Annotated in this window: 13 protein-coding genes and 4 tRNA genes; 13 read left to right on the plus strand and 4 right to left on the minus strand. The window is 53.0% G+C overall.

Features of this window, described 5'->3' with window-relative positions; all coding sequences use genetic code 11:
* Nucleotides 1–64: 64 nt before the first annotated feature.
* The 5 genes from thrP to Dpoa569_RS01445 all read left to right on the plus strand — a co-directional run bounded on the left by thrP (nt 65) and on the right by Dpoa569_RS01445 (nt 2,059).
* Entirely contained in the window at nt 65–1,459 is a 1,395-nt protein-coding gene (thrP, locus tag Dpoa569_RS01425; RefSeq protein WP_146410971.1) for a bifunctional threonine/serine APC transporter ThrP, read from the plus strand.
* Between the two features lie 146 nt (nt 1,460–1,605).
* Nucleotides 1,606–1,682: transfer RNA gene (locus Dpoa569_RS01430), tRNA-Arg, on the plus strand.
* Nucleotides 1,683–1,764: 82 nt separating this feature from the next.
* Nucleotides 1,765–1,840, plus strand: a tRNA-His gene (locus Dpoa569_RS01435).
* Nucleotides 1,841–1,859: 19 nt separating this feature from the next.
* A tRNA-Leu gene (locus Dpoa569_RS01440) sits at nt 1,860–1,945 on the plus strand.
* 37 nt (nt 1,946–1,982) lie between these two features.
* Nucleotides 1,983–2,059: transfer RNA gene (locus tag Dpoa569_RS01445), tRNA-Pro, on the plus strand.
* Nucleotides 2,060–2,160: 101 nt separating this feature from the next.
* Here the strand turns inward: Dpoa569_RS01445 and Dpoa569_RS01450 are convergent.
* Nucleotides 2,161–2,973: an amino acid ABC transporter substrate-binding protein gene (locus Dpoa569_RS01450; protein ID WP_128569793.1), complete on the minus strand. Its 813-nt coding sequence runs from the start codon at nt 2,971–2,973 to the stop codon at nt 2,161–2,163.
* 309 nt (nt 2,974–3,282) lie between these two features.
* Here Dpoa569_RS01450 and Dpoa569_RS01455 point away from each other — a divergent pair, with 309 nt between their 5' ends.
* The 8 genes from Dpoa569_RS01455 (at nt 3,283) to Dpoa569_RS01490 (ending at nt 10,515) form a co-directional block, all read left to right on the plus strand.
* Nucleotides 3,283–4,356 (plus strand): iron-containing alcohol dehydrogenase family protein, encoded by a 1,074-nt coding sequence (locus Dpoa569_RS01455; RefSeq protein ID WP_042873303.1) that lies wholly within the window; start codon nt 3,283–3,285, stop codon nt 4,354–4,356.
* A gap of 77 nt (nt 4,357–4,433) precedes the next feature.
* Nucleotides 4,434–4,769: a nuclear transport factor 2 family protein gene (locus Dpoa569_RS01460; protein WP_042873301.1), complete on the plus strand. Its 336-nt coding sequence runs from the start codon at nt 4,434–4,436 to the stop codon at nt 4,767–4,769.
* 311 nt (nt 4,770–5,080) lie between these two features.
* Nucleotides 5,081–6,445 (plus strand): adenylosuccinate lyase, encoded by a 1,365-nt coding sequence (gene purB / locus Dpoa569_RS01465; RefSeq protein WP_042873298.1) that lies wholly within the window; start codon nt 5,081–5,083, stop codon nt 6,443–6,445.
* 11 nt (nt 6,446–6,456) lie between these two features.
* A complete protein-coding gene (locus Dpoa569_RS01470) occupies nt 6,457–6,981 on the plus strand; it encodes a GNAT family N-acetyltransferase (protein WP_042873295.1) in 525 nt (174 codons plus the stop codon).
* Between the two features lie 13 nt (nt 6,982–6,994).
* Nucleotides 6,995–7,774 (plus strand): amino acid ABC transporter substrate-binding protein, encoded by a 780-nt coding sequence (locus Dpoa569_RS01475; protein ID WP_042873293.1) that lies wholly within the window; start codon nt 6,995–6,997, stop codon nt 7,772–7,774.
* Between the two features lie 72 nt (nt 7,775–7,846).
* Entirely contained in the window at nt 7,847–8,518 is a 672-nt protein-coding gene (locus Dpoa569_RS01480; RefSeq protein ID WP_042873291.1) for an amino acid ABC transporter permease, read from the plus strand.
* Nucleotides 8,519–8,527: 9 nt separating this feature from the next.
* A complete protein-coding gene (locus Dpoa569_RS01485) occupies nt 8,528–9,289 on the plus strand; it encodes an amino acid ABC transporter ATP-binding protein (protein ID WP_042873288.1) in 762 nt (253 codons plus the stop codon).
* Between the two features lie 65 nt (nt 9,290–9,354).
* Nucleotides 9,355–10,515, plus strand: coding sequence for a M20 peptidase aminoacylase family protein (locus Dpoa569_RS01490; protein WP_042873286.1), 1,161 nt, complete (start codon nt 9,355–9,357; stop codon nt 10,513–10,515).
* Between the two features lie 278 nt (nt 10,516–10,793).
* Here Dpoa569_RS01490 and Dpoa569_RS01495 read toward each other — a convergent pair whose 3' ends face one another.
* From Dpoa569_RS01495 to hemX, 3 genes are all read right to left on the minus strand, one after another.
* Nucleotides 10,794–10,931, minus strand: coding sequence for a hypothetical protein (locus Dpoa569_RS01495; RefSeq protein ID WP_155683827.1), 138 nt, complete (start codon nt 10,929–10,931; stop codon nt 10,794–10,796).
* Between the two features lie 217 nt (nt 10,932–11,148).
* Entirely contained in the window at nt 11,149–12,345 is a 1,197-nt protein-coding gene (hemY, locus tag Dpoa569_RS01500; protein ID WP_042873284.1) for a protoheme IX biogenesis protein HemY, read from the minus strand.
* A 2-nt stretch (nt 12,346–12,347) separates the two neighbouring features.
* Nucleotides 12,348–13,475 carry a uroporphyrinogen-III C-methyltransferase gene (gene hemX, locus Dpoa569_RS01505; protein ID WP_042873282.1) on the minus strand — a complete coding sequence of 376 codons (1,128 nt, stop codon included), beginning with the start codon at nt 13,473–13,475 and terminating at the stop codon, nt 12,348–12,350.
* Nucleotides 13,476–13,546 lie beyond the last annotated feature (71 nt).

Raw genomic sequence — 13,546 nt, forward strand, 5'->3', positions numbered from 1 at the left:
TGGGTATAAAACAATAACGCTTTTGATGCCGACGTAAAAAGGAACCATTGAAGACAGAGGTTATATGGCAAATACAGAGAAACAAGACCAGCTCCACCGGGGGCTGGAAGCGCGACATATTGAGCTTATCGCGCTGGGCGGCACCATTGGCGTGGGGCTGTTCATGGGGGCCGCAAGCGCCCTGAAATGGGCTGGGCCGTCCGTGCTGCTGGCCTATATTGTGGCAGGCATTTTTGTATTCTTCATCATGCGTTCGATGGGGGAAATGCTATTTCTGGAGCCGGTGACCGGTTCGTTTGCAGTTTATGCCCACAATTACCTGAGTCCGTTCTTCGGTTATCTCACAGCCTGGGGTTACTGGTTCATGTGGATGGCTGTCGGCATTTCGGAAATTACCGCCATCGGCGTCTATGTGCAGTACTGGTTCCCAACATTACCGCAGTGGATACCGGCGATTGGCGCGGTGGCGCTGGTGGCAGTCGCCAACCTGGCTGCCGTGCGGTTGTACGGTGAAATCGAGTTCTGGTTCTCGATGATCAAGATAACCACTATCGTGGTCATGATTGTGGTAGGCGTAGGGATTATTTTCTTTGGTATCGGTAACCACGGCCAGTCAGTTGGTTTCGCCAACCTGACCGAACACGGCGGCTTTTTGGCAGGCGGCTGGAAAGGGGTGTTGTTTGCGCTCTGCCTGGTGGTGGCGTCCTATCAGGGGGTTGAGCTGGTCGGGATTACCGCTGGCGAAGCGCGTAATCCGCAGGTGACGCTGAAACGGGCTATCAATAACATCCTGTGGCGTATCCTGATTTTCTATGTCGGTGCCATTTTCGTGATCGTCACGATTTTCCCGTGGAATGAAATCGGCACATCCGGTAGCCCGTTTGTGCTGACCTTCTCCAAGATCGGCATTACCGCTGCAGCGGGTATTATCAACTTTGTGGTGCTGACCGCGGCGTTGTCTGGTTGCAACAGCGGTATGTATAGCTGTGGGCGTATGCTCTATTCGTTGTCTAACAACCGCCAGTTGCCGTCGGCGTTGGGCCGCGTAACCGCCGGCGGCGTCCCGGCTGTCGGGGTGATGGTGTCGATTTTGTGTCTGGTGGCGGGATCTGCACTGAATTACATTATCCCTAACCCGGAAAAAGTGTTCGTGTACGTCTACAGCGCCAGTGTGCTGCCGGGAATGATTCCCTGGTTTGTGGTGCTGATAAGCCAGTTGCGTTTCCGCCAGCAGCATCAGGCCGCGCTTGCTGCTCATCCGTTCAAGTCTATCTTGTTCCCGTGGGTGAACTACCTGACGATGGCATTCCTGATCTGTGTACTGGTGGGAATGTACATCAACGAAGACACGCGCATGTCGTTAGTGGTCGGTGGTATTTTCCTGGCGGCGGTCAGTGTGCTTTACGTAGCATTGGGGTTGGGTAAAAAACAGCCGCAGATGCAGGCAGAAGCAGAGTAATCGTCGCTAATCGCGGGTGGCGGTGGCGGATTGACCGGGTTTTAACTGTAAATGAGCAAAGCATAAGCAAACGCATCATTTCTGTGAAAAAAGCACTGGACAGGCCCCTATTAAATCCGTACTATCCCCACCCGCAACGGCGCTACGCGCCCGTAGCTCAGCTGGATAGAGCGCTGCCCTCCGGAGGCAGAGGTCTCAGGTTCGAATCCTGTCGGGCGCGCCATTACGTTGGGCGCGGGAGCTGCGGAGGTACTTATTACCCCGTAAATCGAGTACCGGAATACGTAGTAAAGCAGTGGTATATGGTGGCTATAGCTCAGTTGGTAGAGCCCTGGATTGTGATTCCAGTTGTCGTGGGTTCGAGTCCCATTAGCCACCCCAAATTTTAAGTTTGTGATATGCGAAGGTGGCGGAATTGGTAGACGCGCTAGCTTCAGGTGTTAGTGTCCTCAGGACGTGAGGGTTCAAGTCCCTCTCTTCGCACCACACAAACGAAAATAGCAGTACCGTGTTACATCATGATCGGCGAGTAGCGCAGCTTGGTAGCGCAACTGGTTTGGGACCAGTGGGTCGGAGGTTCGAATCCTCTCTCGCCGACCATCCCATTCTTAAGAAACGGCAGTCCAGACGGGCTGCCGTTTTTTGCTTTTAGCGCATCAACATTCTTTACAAAACTTCGTGGTGTTGAGGCTATAAGCCACTTATTCCGCCTTACTGCTTTCCAGCACCTTATCGCTACCGAAATATTTCTCTGCCAGCGCTTTTAGCTGACCATTCTGACGCAGTTCCTGCAGCTGTTGATTAAACTCCGCCAGTAATTTGTTACCTTCCGGTGTTCTGGCAAATGGAAAGGCGACTTGCTCGTTGGAGATGGGGTTACCGACCAGTTTTAGCGGCAAGTGGCGTTTGTTAATTTCTGCCAGCAGGATAGGGCGCGAGTTGACATAGCCCTGAACACGGTTATTGATAACATCATTCATGGCGCCATCGCGGGTTTCATAGGTGCGAATGGTGACGTCATTATTGGGGAACGCATTGCGCAGATTGGTGACATGAGTAGAACCCAGCACGCCAGACACCGTTTTACCTTTAAGATCATCCAGAGATTGAATGTTTTTGTTGTTAATGCTGGTGACGATTTGCGATGCGTAGTTGAGATACGTGTTGGTGAAGTTGTATTTTTTCTGACGCTCGGTTGTTTTCACAAAATTATTGGCGACCGTATCCAGTTTTCCTGCTTCCAACTGGCCCATCAGTCCGCTGAAATCAGCGGTGGTCCAGGTAATCTGGTAGCCCAGTTTGTGGGCGATGGTTTCCGCCACTTCTACATCATAACCCACTAACGTGCCGTTCTCTTTATAAGACCCAGGGAAACTTTGACCGGTGGTGCCCACGCGTAGCACTTTATTCTGTGTCTCCGTACTCTTGTTGTTATCACAGCCTACCAGTATTACTGCGGCAAACAAGGGGAGTAGTGCGATGCTGAGGTAGCGAGTCAGTCGGGTTTTTTTCATTACGGGATTCCTGTCTGAGTGTTCCTGGTTTAAATAAGGTCGAATTTAAAATGAAATAAGTGACAACGAGCTCATCAACTCTGGGGGGAAGTAATCGCAGGTAAAAAAAACAGTTGGATGCGTATTAACGAAGGTGATGGAACGTTATCTGTGATGGTGACTATATCATTCAAAATAAAGGAAATTTATATCTTCATGTTATATCTTATCATTATTTGAGTGGTTACAACGTGCAGGCAGGATTTTACTATTGTGTTCTGTAGGCTGTGCTTATTGGTTGGTGCAGCAGAGAGAAATCAAGGAATTGACGTGTTTGCCATAAAATCCCCAGGGGTCTATCACCATCAGTCTGGCTTGCTGTCACGCGTAGGTGAACTCATTGCACCGTTTTCGGGTCGTATCGCTATATTAACCAGCCCGCGAGCCTGGGATGCGGTGAAAAGTACGTTGTCCGAGAGTTTGGCGAAGGCTGACGTACAGTTTGATGTGCATCTGTTGGAAGGTGAGTGCACACGTGATGCCATCGCATACCATCGGCATGAAATCGCCCAGGATGGTGTTCATTTTGTGTTGGGTGTCGGCGGTGGCCGAGTGATGGACTGTGCCAAAGCGGTGGCTGACGGGTTAGACAACGGTCAGGTAGCGACCTTGCCGACGATTGCCGCTACCTGCGCCGCCTGGTCTCCCATCAGCATTTTGTATGATGATCAGGGCGGTCATCAGGGAACGCAGGTATTACAGCGTATGCCTGAGATGGTGCTGGTAGACAGCGATGTGATTGCCCGTAGCGATGTGCGTTATCTGAAGGCAGGAATCGTCGATGCCCTTGCCAAATGGTATGAGTTTCAACCCTATCTGGCGAAAAACAGCGATAATCTGGCGCTTAACCTCAAGGTACAAGCAGCAGCGCTGGCGAAAGACACCTTTATACAGTGGGGAGAACAAGCCTTGCATGACAATGCCGAACAGCGGGTCACGCGGGCATTGCAAAAGGTGATTGATGCCAATATTGCCTTGGCAGGTCTGGCTAACAGTATGCGGGATGATTCACCCTCACCTGGCGTGGCCCACGCGATTCATAATCGCATGACACACGTCCCTGAACTGCATGACTGGCTACACGGTGAGAAAGTAGGATACGGATTGCGAGTACAGTCGCTGCTGGCGCGTGGTGACGGTTCGGTTGAACCCGATTTACTGGCGCACTTACAGCGTTATGATGCTCCCGCACGTTTACCGGTGGCGGAGGCGCGCTATGCCGAACTGGCAGAAACACTGTCTGAAACCTTTACATTTCCCAAAGACAGTGCCGTGCTACTGCCATTTTCGCTCACACCAGAGGCGATTCGGCACGCAGTGCTTGCGACGCAGTACAGCGCCTGATTTGCTTTTACGCCTGACTGCTGCACACTTCTTTTGGCATTATTATTCATTACATTGGTAGTTAAATGGAGGTGTGTATGTCAGTTGTCGAACCGATTGAGAAACAATTTGCCGCTTATAACGCCCATGATTTAACCGCCTTTTCTGCCTGTTTTCATGAGGATTTCCGTGCTTATCGTATGCCATCGGCAAGCCCGTCCATGGTCGGGAAAACGGCGCTGGAGGCGTTTTATCGTGAACATCGTTTTAATAACCCGGCACTACGTGCTGAATTGGTGTCCCGTACAGTACTGGGTAATCAGGTTTTTGATCATGAAAAGATTTACGGACTCAGTCCTGATCCAATCGAAAGTATCGCTGTGTTTGAAGTGAAAGGCGGGGTGATTACCACGGCGTGGTTCTATTTTGCATAGTCATCACTGTTGCATAGTCGTCACTACCGCACCGCGTAATTATGCAGATGTCATGATTTCTTTCAGGGGAACTAAAGGCGACTAAAGCTCAGTGGCTGTGCCCCTGAGCAATTCCTATCCGGCGTTCTGTCAGTAATCTGTTTGTTGATTTCAAAAAATAATTACTGACGGAATCATAAAACAATAAAGAATATATTAGATCGATCAAATATATAGGCGGGAATATCGCCATGATATAGTCGCTGGCAAACAGCAGCGTCATCTTGACCCACCTCCCTTTTCCCCATTATTACAATGTAAACGAGTGAGTTATGGCATCACATTTGATTGATTTTCTTTTGATTGGAAATAACTTTGGCACACCAGAAATGCGCGCCGTATGGTCAGAGCACAATCGCCTGACTCGCCAGGTTGACGTGGAAATCGCGTTAGCGCTGGCAGAGGGCGAACTGGGTGTCATTCCGCAAGATGCGGCCAACACCATTGCTTCCCATGCCAACGCCAGCGCCCTGAATATTGAAGAAATAGCTCAGGATGCGGTGCGTATGAAGCACTCTCTGATGCCGACTATCACTGCTATTCAGAAGCAGTGCGGCGACGCTGGCGAATATATCCATTACGGCGTGACCACGCAGGATGTGGTGGATACCGCCACCGTGCTGCAATTGCGTCAGGCATTCGATATTGTGGTGCGCGACACCCGGCTGGTCGCTATCGAACTGAAACGGCTGGCGAAGAAACATCAACATACGTTGATGACGGGCCGTACCCATGGTATGCAGGCCATGCCGACCACCTTCGGTTTCAAGCTGGCGGTATGGCTGGACGAGTTCGTACGGCACCTGCAACGTCTGAATGAAATTCGTGAGCGCGTGCTGGTCGGCAACATTAACGGTGCTATCGGTACCTACGCTTCATTTGGTGAACTGGGACCTAAAATTGAACGCCACACTCTGGCTCGTCTGGGCTTGAATACCCCGAATATCGGCTGGCAGTCCGCCCGTGACCGTTTCTCGGAATACGCGTCGGTAGCCGTGCTGATCAGCGGTACGCTCGGTAAAATCGGCAACGAGTTGTACAACCTGATGCGCACCGAAATCAACGAAATCGAAGAGCCGTTCTCCGAAGGGAAGATCGGTTCTACCACTATGCCGCACAAACGCAATCCGGCGGCGCTGGAAGGGCTGGCGAGCCTGACGGCACCGCTGTTCAAGAGCGCGGCTCTGATCCACGAATCGATGAAAGTCGAGCACGAGCGTGACGCCATGAGCTGGCGCGCGGAATGGATAGCCCTGCCGGAAATCAACATCTATCTGTCGGCGCAACTGCAAAACGCGCTCGGTATCCTGCGCGGTATGTCGGTGAATGAAAAACAGATGCGCGCCAATCTGGACTTGCAAAACGGCCTGTTGCTGTCGGAAAAGGTGATGTTTGAAATCGGCAAACTGCTTGGTAAGCAGACTGCCCATCATCTGGTATACGAATGCTCGATGGCGGCATTTGAGCAGAACCGTGAATTTAAGGCGTTACTGCTGGAGCATCCGGTACTGTCGCAGCACCTGACGGCTGCTATGCTTGATGCCTGGCTGGACCCGGCGAATTACGTTGGCAGTGCACCGCAGAAAGTGGACGAGGTGATCCGCTACGCGGATGGCAGCGGCCTGCTGGCTGAGTGACGGGAGACACGATGAGTACCGTATTTCGTCAGGCCACGGCTGCCGATGATGACGCGTTTCTGGCGCTGGCGCTGGCTGCCTATGCGCCGGTACGTGAGCTTGGCATCAAGTTTGATGCTGCCTATGCGGACATCGACATGGCGCGTCGCCATCTGCGCAGCAACGGCGTGTATGTGATGGAGAAAGACGGGCGTCTGGCTGCGTCTATCACCATTCGTTATCCGTGGGGGCCGAATCCCGGTCCTTACGGGTTGCCGCACCTCGGCTGGTTCGCCACTCATCCGGATTTCAAACAACAAGGTCTGGGCAAACAGATGCTGGACTGGCTGGAACAGGTGGTGCTGAAAGAGCAGTTAAAAGCGCCCGCTGTAACGCTGGGTACCGCCAAACAGCACCCCTGGTTGCTGGAAATGTACCGGAAATATGGCTTTCAGGAAGTCGGCCAGGCGGATTTAGGAAAAGGACACCTCACGATTTATATGCGAAAAGTCCTGGATCAGGACCTTTATCACCACTGGGAAAAGAAACACCCCTGAGAGGCGTTATTCGATGACAATGAAAAAAATTATCCTCCCTGTTTTAGCCTTGTCAGCCGCTATTCTGGTAGCCGGTTGCGATTCTCAGAACAGCAATGAAAAAGTACTGCGCATCGGCGCAACCGGGCAGAGTTACCCCAGTTCGTTCAAGCAAGACAACAAACTGGTCGGGTTTGACGTGGAAGTGGCGGAAACCATCGCTAACGATCTGAACTACAAAGTAGAGTGGGTCACGGCGGATTTCAGTGGCCTGATGGGGCAACTGGAAGCCAGCAAGCTGGACACTATCGCCAACGTGGTGGCGATTACCCCGGCACGTCAGGAGAAATACAATTTCTCGCAGCCTTACAGCTACTACGGCAGTCAGATCGTCACACATAAAGACAACACCAGCATCAATACGCTGGATGATTTGAAAGGAAAAACCGTGGCGGGCGTGCTGGGTTCCAACCACGTCACCAATCTGAAAAAGGCCTTTGCCGACGGCAGCGTGACTATTCGCACCTATGAAACTCGCGATGGCGCGATGAGCGATGCGCTGGCCAAGCGTGTTGAAGGTTACATCAACTCCCGCCCGATCCTGCTGGCGGAAATCAACAAACGCAACCTGCCGTTCAAGATGGTAGGTGAGCCACTGGTGATAGAGCAGGTCGGCTTCCCGTTCCATAAAGATCAGAAAGGTGACGAACTGCGCAAGAAGTTCGATGACGAACTGACCAAAATGCGCAACGACGGTCGCCTGAAAACCCTGTCTGTCAAATACTTCGGTGAGGATATCACCGCGGGCAAATAACCTCGCTGGCTCACTTAACTTCTGCGGCGCCAGCTCGATTGCGGGCTGGCGTTCGCTGTAATGGTATGGCTCATGAATATCGATCTTTCCTACCTGTTGAAGGTATTTCCCCAGGTACTGATGTACTTGCCCACCACGCTGCTGTTGGCGGTGGTGTCGATGTTATTTGCGATTGTGCTAGGACTGATGCTGGCGCTGGTTCGTGAGAGCCGGTTTGTTGTGGTGTCGAAACTGGTGGAACTCTATATTTCGTTGTTTCGTGGCATCCCGTCGCTGGTACAGCTGTTCATTATCTATTTCGGTCTGCCGCAACTGTTTCCGTCACTGAATGGCCTGTCTGCCATGACAGCGGCGATTATCGGGTTCAGCCTGAAAAACTCCGCTTATATGGCGGAAATTTTCCGGGCGGCGCTGGCATCGGTAGATTTTGGTCAAACCGAAGCCGGTCTGTCGGTAGGAATGAGCAAAGTACAAATTTACCGTCGTATTGTGCTGCCACAGGCGATGCTCAATGCGCTGCCTGCGACCGGCAACACCTTTATTTCGCTGATTAAAGACACCTCGGTAGCTTTTGCCCTTGGCGTGTCGGAACTGTTTGCCGAAGGCAAGATGATTGCAGCCGAATCGCTGCGTTTCTTCGAAACCTTCCTGGTGGTGGGGCTGATTTACTGGCTGCTCATCGTGGTTTATTCCTGGCTGCAGTCTCAGCTGGAGAAGAAACTCAGCCATTCACGGCAGCGTTAAGGAGCCGACATGATTAGTGTAAAAAATCTGACTAAACGTTTTGGCGAGCAGGTGGTGCTGAACAATATCAGCCTGGATATCGCCAAGGGGGAAGTGGTGGCGATCATCGGGCCTTCCGGTTCGGGTAAATCTACCCTGCTGCGATGCCTGAATTTGCTGGAAAAACCAGAGTCTGGGGTGATTGTTATCGGCGAGCAGTCGTTGGATACCCGCCGCTATACCAGCAAGGAAGAGTATGCGCTTCGGCGTCAGACGGCGATGGTGTTTCAGAACTACAATCTGTTCAAAAACAAAACTGCGTTGGAAAACATCACCGAAGCGCTGATTGTGGTGAAGAAGATGCCGAAAAAGCAGGCGGACGAGATAGGGCTGTCGCTGCTGGAATTGGTGGGGTTGTTGCCGCAGGCGCACCAGTACCCGGTAACGCTGTCCGGCGGTCAGCAGCAGCGTGTCAGTATCGCCCGTGCACTGGCGGTGGAGCCGAAGGCGATTTTGTTTGACGAACCGACCTCGGCGCTCGATCCGGAGCGCGTGCATGAAGTGTTACAGGTGATTCAGAAACTGGCGGGGCAGAACACCACCATGGTGATCGTGACCCATGAAATGCAGTTCGCCAAAGAAGTGGCTGACCGGGTGATCTTTATGGCTGACGGGCACATCGTTGAACAAGGCCCGGCGGAGCAAGTGATCAGCTTCTCCGATAATCCGCAGACCCGTCGCTTCCTGCGGCAACTCACCACGATTCAGGAACCATCAGAGTTCGATATCTGATCGATAACCTATTCACCTGTGGGCCTGTCCTGTGATTTCAGGGCAGAAGAAGAGGAGTCCCCGACATGAAAGAGCATTCGCAGTTTGCGCCGTTGGCGCAGTTTATTCAGGCGTTTCGGCATGACCTGCATCAGCACCCGGAATTGTCCAATCACGAGTTTGAAACCACGAAAAAAATCCGTGCCGCACTGGAGAAAGAAGGGATTCGCATACTTGATCTGCCGCTGAAAACCGGTCTGGTGGCGGAAGTGGGTGGCCTGCAAGACGGTCCGCTGGTTGTCGTGCGTTCCGATATTGATGCCCTGCCGATTGAGGAAGAGTCCGGCGTCGCATTCAGTTCAAAAAATGCCGGGGTGATGCACGCCTGTGGACACGATTTTCACTCATCGGCGGCGCTGGGTGCGGCGATTTTGCTTAAACGCATCGAATCGGAGCTGAAAGGCACCGTGCGTATTTTATTTCAGGCTGCTGAAGAAACTGGGTTGGGCGCACCGGAGGTTATCGCGGTTGGTGCGCTGGACGGCGCGAGTGCTATTTTTGGCATTCATAACGATCCAACGTTACCGGTCGGTGTGATTGGCGGTAAAGACGGCGCGCTGACCGCCGGAGTGGACCGTTTCGAAATCAAGATTGCCGCTAAAGGCTGCCACGCAGCCAAGCCGCATGAGGGCAACGACCCGATCATTATTCTGGGGCAACTGATTTCCGCGGTGCAGACTATCATCAGTCGTACAGTACCCTCAGACAACAATTCGGTAGTGTCGATAACTCAGGTACACAGCGGCAGCACCTGGAACGTGATTCCTGACACCGCCTATGTGGAAGGCACCGTTCGTACGTTCAGTCAAACGGCACGCGACTTGATTGAACAGCGTTTTCGCCAGATTGTGGCGGGTATCGCCAGCACGTTTGGCGCGGAAATCGAGTTTATCTGGCACGCGGGGCCGCCGTCGGTGGTGAATACGCCGCGTTGGGTGGATTTTGCGTTGCAGGTGGCCGATGCCGAAGGATTTGAGGCCCGTCGCGTTGACGCCAGCCCGATTGGTGAAGATTTCGCGTTTTATCAGCAGAAACTGCCGGGCACCTTTATGATGGTGGGGTCTGGCGGCCCTTACGCGTTGCACCACCCTAAGTTCCGGGTGGATGACCGGGCGCTGTTTCCTACTGCGCACTATTTGTATCAGTTGGCGAAGCAGAGCCTGGAGCAACTGTCACAGGCTGCCTGATTAAGCCGTCAACCCGATTGATGACAACGGCCACGGTTACCGTGGCTGTTGTGCATTTATCCGTTTTGAGTTTATCGATGGGGCAATAGTTGTGGCTTTTTAGCGACAGGGTGGGGGCTTTGATGTCGCTGACAGGAGACATATAACTTATTGAATATTAAGGTTTATGAAAGAGGGTGTTGGCAATGTCTCTGTTTAGCGACAGTATGACTGAGTAATGCTTGATTTTTCAGCAGGTTAGTCGTTCCTGCATTCAACGACATGGCATATTTAATTCTTTATTTATCAATGAATAATGTTTTTTTCTTGATTTTTTTAAAAGTTGGCATCATTAATGCATTTTTATAGGCGTAGATGCTCATTCCACCTTCTATGTTTGCTTCGGCTTCATAAACCTGGGAATGACGCAGAGCCATTTACGGCGCCTGACGTCCAGTCATTGATGAAGTGCTGTTTCATTAGTGGCTGGACGTAATGTTGAGTGGGGCGCCCTAAAGTTGTCTTTCAGACCTGATTTTTATTGCACGCTTGTCGCTGGTCGGCAAGCGTTTTTTTTCGCCATTATTTGGCTGAATCATGGTGTTAGCTGTGCCGTAGCATGAAGACCGGCGCGATAGCGCCGGCTTGGGCCATTCAGGCATCCTGAGAGGGCTGTAACGTCAACAACAGGCCATCACGCCGCATACGGGCGGCGTCTTCGGGGCGCTTCAGGCGGTCAAAAGCATCGGCGCACCAGGCGTAGTCATAAGCGTCTGGTCGCAGTGCCAGTGCGGCGGAGAAAGCATCGCTGGCCTGTTGCCATTCGCCATGCTTCATCAGCAATTGCCCCAGCGTGCTGTGTAACAGTGCATCGTTATTGTGCTGTTTCAGACGCTGACGCAGTAGTTTCTCCAGTGGCTCCGGTTGACCACTATTGAGACGGGGGATCAACTGCACCAGTCGGTAGTCAAACTGCTGCTTGAGCCCGTCAATAATGATGTCTTGTGCGGTCACCGGGTCATCACACACGATCAGGCGTTCAGCCATCGCCACCTGCATTGGCAGCGCCTGACGCACTTTACGCGGCTGATTCTTCCACCACTTTTTCAGCCCTTCACTGCCGCCTTCCGCCATCGCCTGGTCCATCAGGCCGATGGTTGCGCGCTGTTGCAATTCATCCAGATAGGATTCGTCATGCAGCCGGGTTTTACGCATCGCCGGCAGAATATCCAGCAATGCGCTGTAGGCATGGGTACGCAAAAATGCCTGCTCCGCCAGACGCAACACTTCCGGGTGGCGTGGCGCCACTTCCAGCAGACGATCAACACCGTGGCGGGCGGCGTGGTCTTCGTTACGGGCTAGCTGGATGCGCACGCGGGTAATATCCACGGGTAACTGGTCACAGTCGGCAATTTCCGCCGCCCGCTCCAGATATTGCCGGGTGCGGGCTTCGTCGCCGCGCTGCTGAGCTGCTTCTGCCGCCAGCAGGTAGTTCACTACCGGTTGTTCAGCGTGATCGGCATTGCGGGTCAACAGCTTTTCAACCTGCAGATAGTCGCCTTCGGTCAGTTTCAACAACGCCGCTTTGGTCTGCTGACGCGCCCTGGTGCGCTTGCGGCCAATCAACCAGCCACGGGTGCGGATGCCGGTGCGCAACACGCGCCGCAGCAGCCATTCCAGCGCCAGAAAAACCAGCAAAAACAGCACCAGCATCACCACCAGCCCGGTGACGCTGGTTTCAATGTTGTAATTGTCAGTCTGGATCAGCACATAACCCTGATGACCCGCCAGCATCGGCCCTACCACGATGCCGGCTATCAGCACTGCAAATAGCAGGAATACCTTCAGCATCTTCAGCCCTCCTGTGGGGTGGCGGACGGCTGCGCCAGCAGGTTGCGGACTCTGGTTTGCATCAATTTATCCAGCAGCGGCTGGCTTTGCAGTTCATTCGGTACATCCATCGCCACGGACTGCTGACTCAGCGCATCCAACTGATCAATAAACGCTTTGGTGGTTGGGTCGCTTTCGTCAAAGTAGGCTCGTACCCAGGTTGCCGCTGTTTCCAGCGACTGGCGATAGGTTTCGTTCTGATGGCGCGGTACCGCCTGTGCGGCAATTAACAGGCGAGCGCGGATGTTTTCGCGCAGATACACATCCTGATTCGGCGCCAGCAGCGGTTCGGCGCTGTCGTCGCGGCGGCGAATGGTAATGAAGTCCGACAGGAATTTGTGCCAACTCTTACTCAGGTTCTGCCGCCATTCGCCCAGTGAGGCTGACAATGTCGCGTCGCTTTCTTCCATCGGCGCTTCATCGGTGTTGTTATCGGCCAGTCGCAGGTTGTCCACTTGATCGGCCAGTTGGTTCACTTTGAGGATAATGCCATCGAAATCGATCTGACTGACGTTCGCCAGCATACTGATATCGTGGGTGATAGCCCGCCGTACGTCGATAAGGCTAGGGTCATTCATGTCGGCCAGGCTGGCATCGGCGCTTTTAAGTAAGGCACCGGCGGTGGTGACGTCTTTATCGCTCCACAGTTTACGGCCTGCCTGTTTTACCAGGAAATCAGCCTGCGCCAGCAGCCAGGTTTTCGAGTCGCTGTTGGCGAGCGTCGCCAGTTTTTCCTGCATTTCCCCGGCCTGACGGGTCAGGGCTGCCAGCCGTTGCTCATCGGCGCTCACGGACTTGGCTTGCTGGTCCAGCGTTTGCTGCCATTGCTGTTGTGCTTGTGATTGTTGTTTTTGCAGCGCTGCGAGCTGGTCTTGCAACTGAGTCAGCGTAGCATTCTGGCGCGCCATCTGCTGGTGGGTGTAATAGTAAACACCGCCGCTCAGCGCCAGAGAAACCACGATAGCAATAGCGCCGAATACAAGGCCATGGCGTGCCGTGCTGGCAGGAGGCGGCGATTTTTGCGGATGCGCGGGTTCGGCCCTTTCGGCAACCTCTTCAGAGGGTGTTGAGGAGGTAATGTGTTCCGTCATATGAGTACATCCTATGATCAGGGGAATGGTAATTGTCCGGGTTATTCTTTTGCAGCCAGCGTAGCAGCATA

Origin of the sequence: Dickeya poaceiphila, assembly GCF_007858975.2 — a bacterium.
GTDB classification, from domain to species: domain Bacteria; phylum Pseudomonadota; class Gammaproteobacteria; order Enterobacterales; family Enterobacteriaceae; genus Dickeya; species Dickeya poaceiphila.

Excerpts from the sequence above, each read along its gene's own strand:
- thrP (WP_146410971.1), top strand. The coding sequence starts at position 65 with ATGGCAAATACAGAGAAACAAGACCAGCTCCACCGGGGGCTGGAAGCG.
- Dpoa569_RS01450 (WP_128569793.1), bottom strand. The coding sequence starts at position 2,973 with ATGAAAAAAACCCGACTGACTCGCTACCTCAGCATCGCACTACTCCCC.
- Dpoa569_RS01460 (WP_042873301.1), top strand. The coding sequence starts at position 4,434 with ATGTCAGTTGTCGAACCGATTGAGAAACAATTTGCCGCTTATAACGCC.
- purB (WP_042873298.1), top strand. The coding sequence starts at position 5,081 with ATGGCATCACATTTGATTGATTTTCTTTTGATTGGAAATAACTTTGGC.
- Dpoa569_RS01470 (WP_042873295.1), top strand. The coding sequence starts at position 6,457 with ATGAGTACCGTATTTCGTCAGGCCACGGCTGCCGATGATGACGCGTTT.
- Dpoa569_RS01475 (WP_042873293.1), top strand. The coding sequence starts at position 6,995 with ATGACAATGAAAAAAATTATCCTCCCTGTTTTAGCCTTGTCAGCCGCT.
- Dpoa569_RS01480 (WP_042873291.1), top strand. The coding sequence starts at position 7,847 with ATGAATATCGATCTTTCCTACCTGTTGAAGGTATTTCCCCAGGTACTG.
- Dpoa569_RS01485 (WP_042873288.1), top strand. The coding sequence starts at position 8,528 with ATGATTAGTGTAAAAAATCTGACTAAACGTTTTGGCGAGCAGGTGGTG.
- Dpoa569_RS01490 (WP_042873286.1), top strand. The coding sequence starts at position 9,355 with ATGAAAGAGCATTCGCAGTTTGCGCCGTTGGCGCAGTTTATTCAGGCG.
- Dpoa569_RS01495 (WP_155683827.1), bottom strand. The coding sequence starts at position 10,931 with ATGGCTCTGCGTCATTCCCAGGTTTATGAAGCCGAAGCAAACATAGAA.
- hemY (WP_042873284.1), bottom strand. The coding sequence starts at position 12,345 with ATGCTGAAGGTATTCCTGCTATTTGCAGTGCTGATAGCCGGCATCGTG.
- hemX (WP_042873282.1), bottom strand. The coding sequence starts at position 13,475 with ATGACGGAACACATTACCTCCTCAACACCCTCTGAAGAGGTTGCCGAA.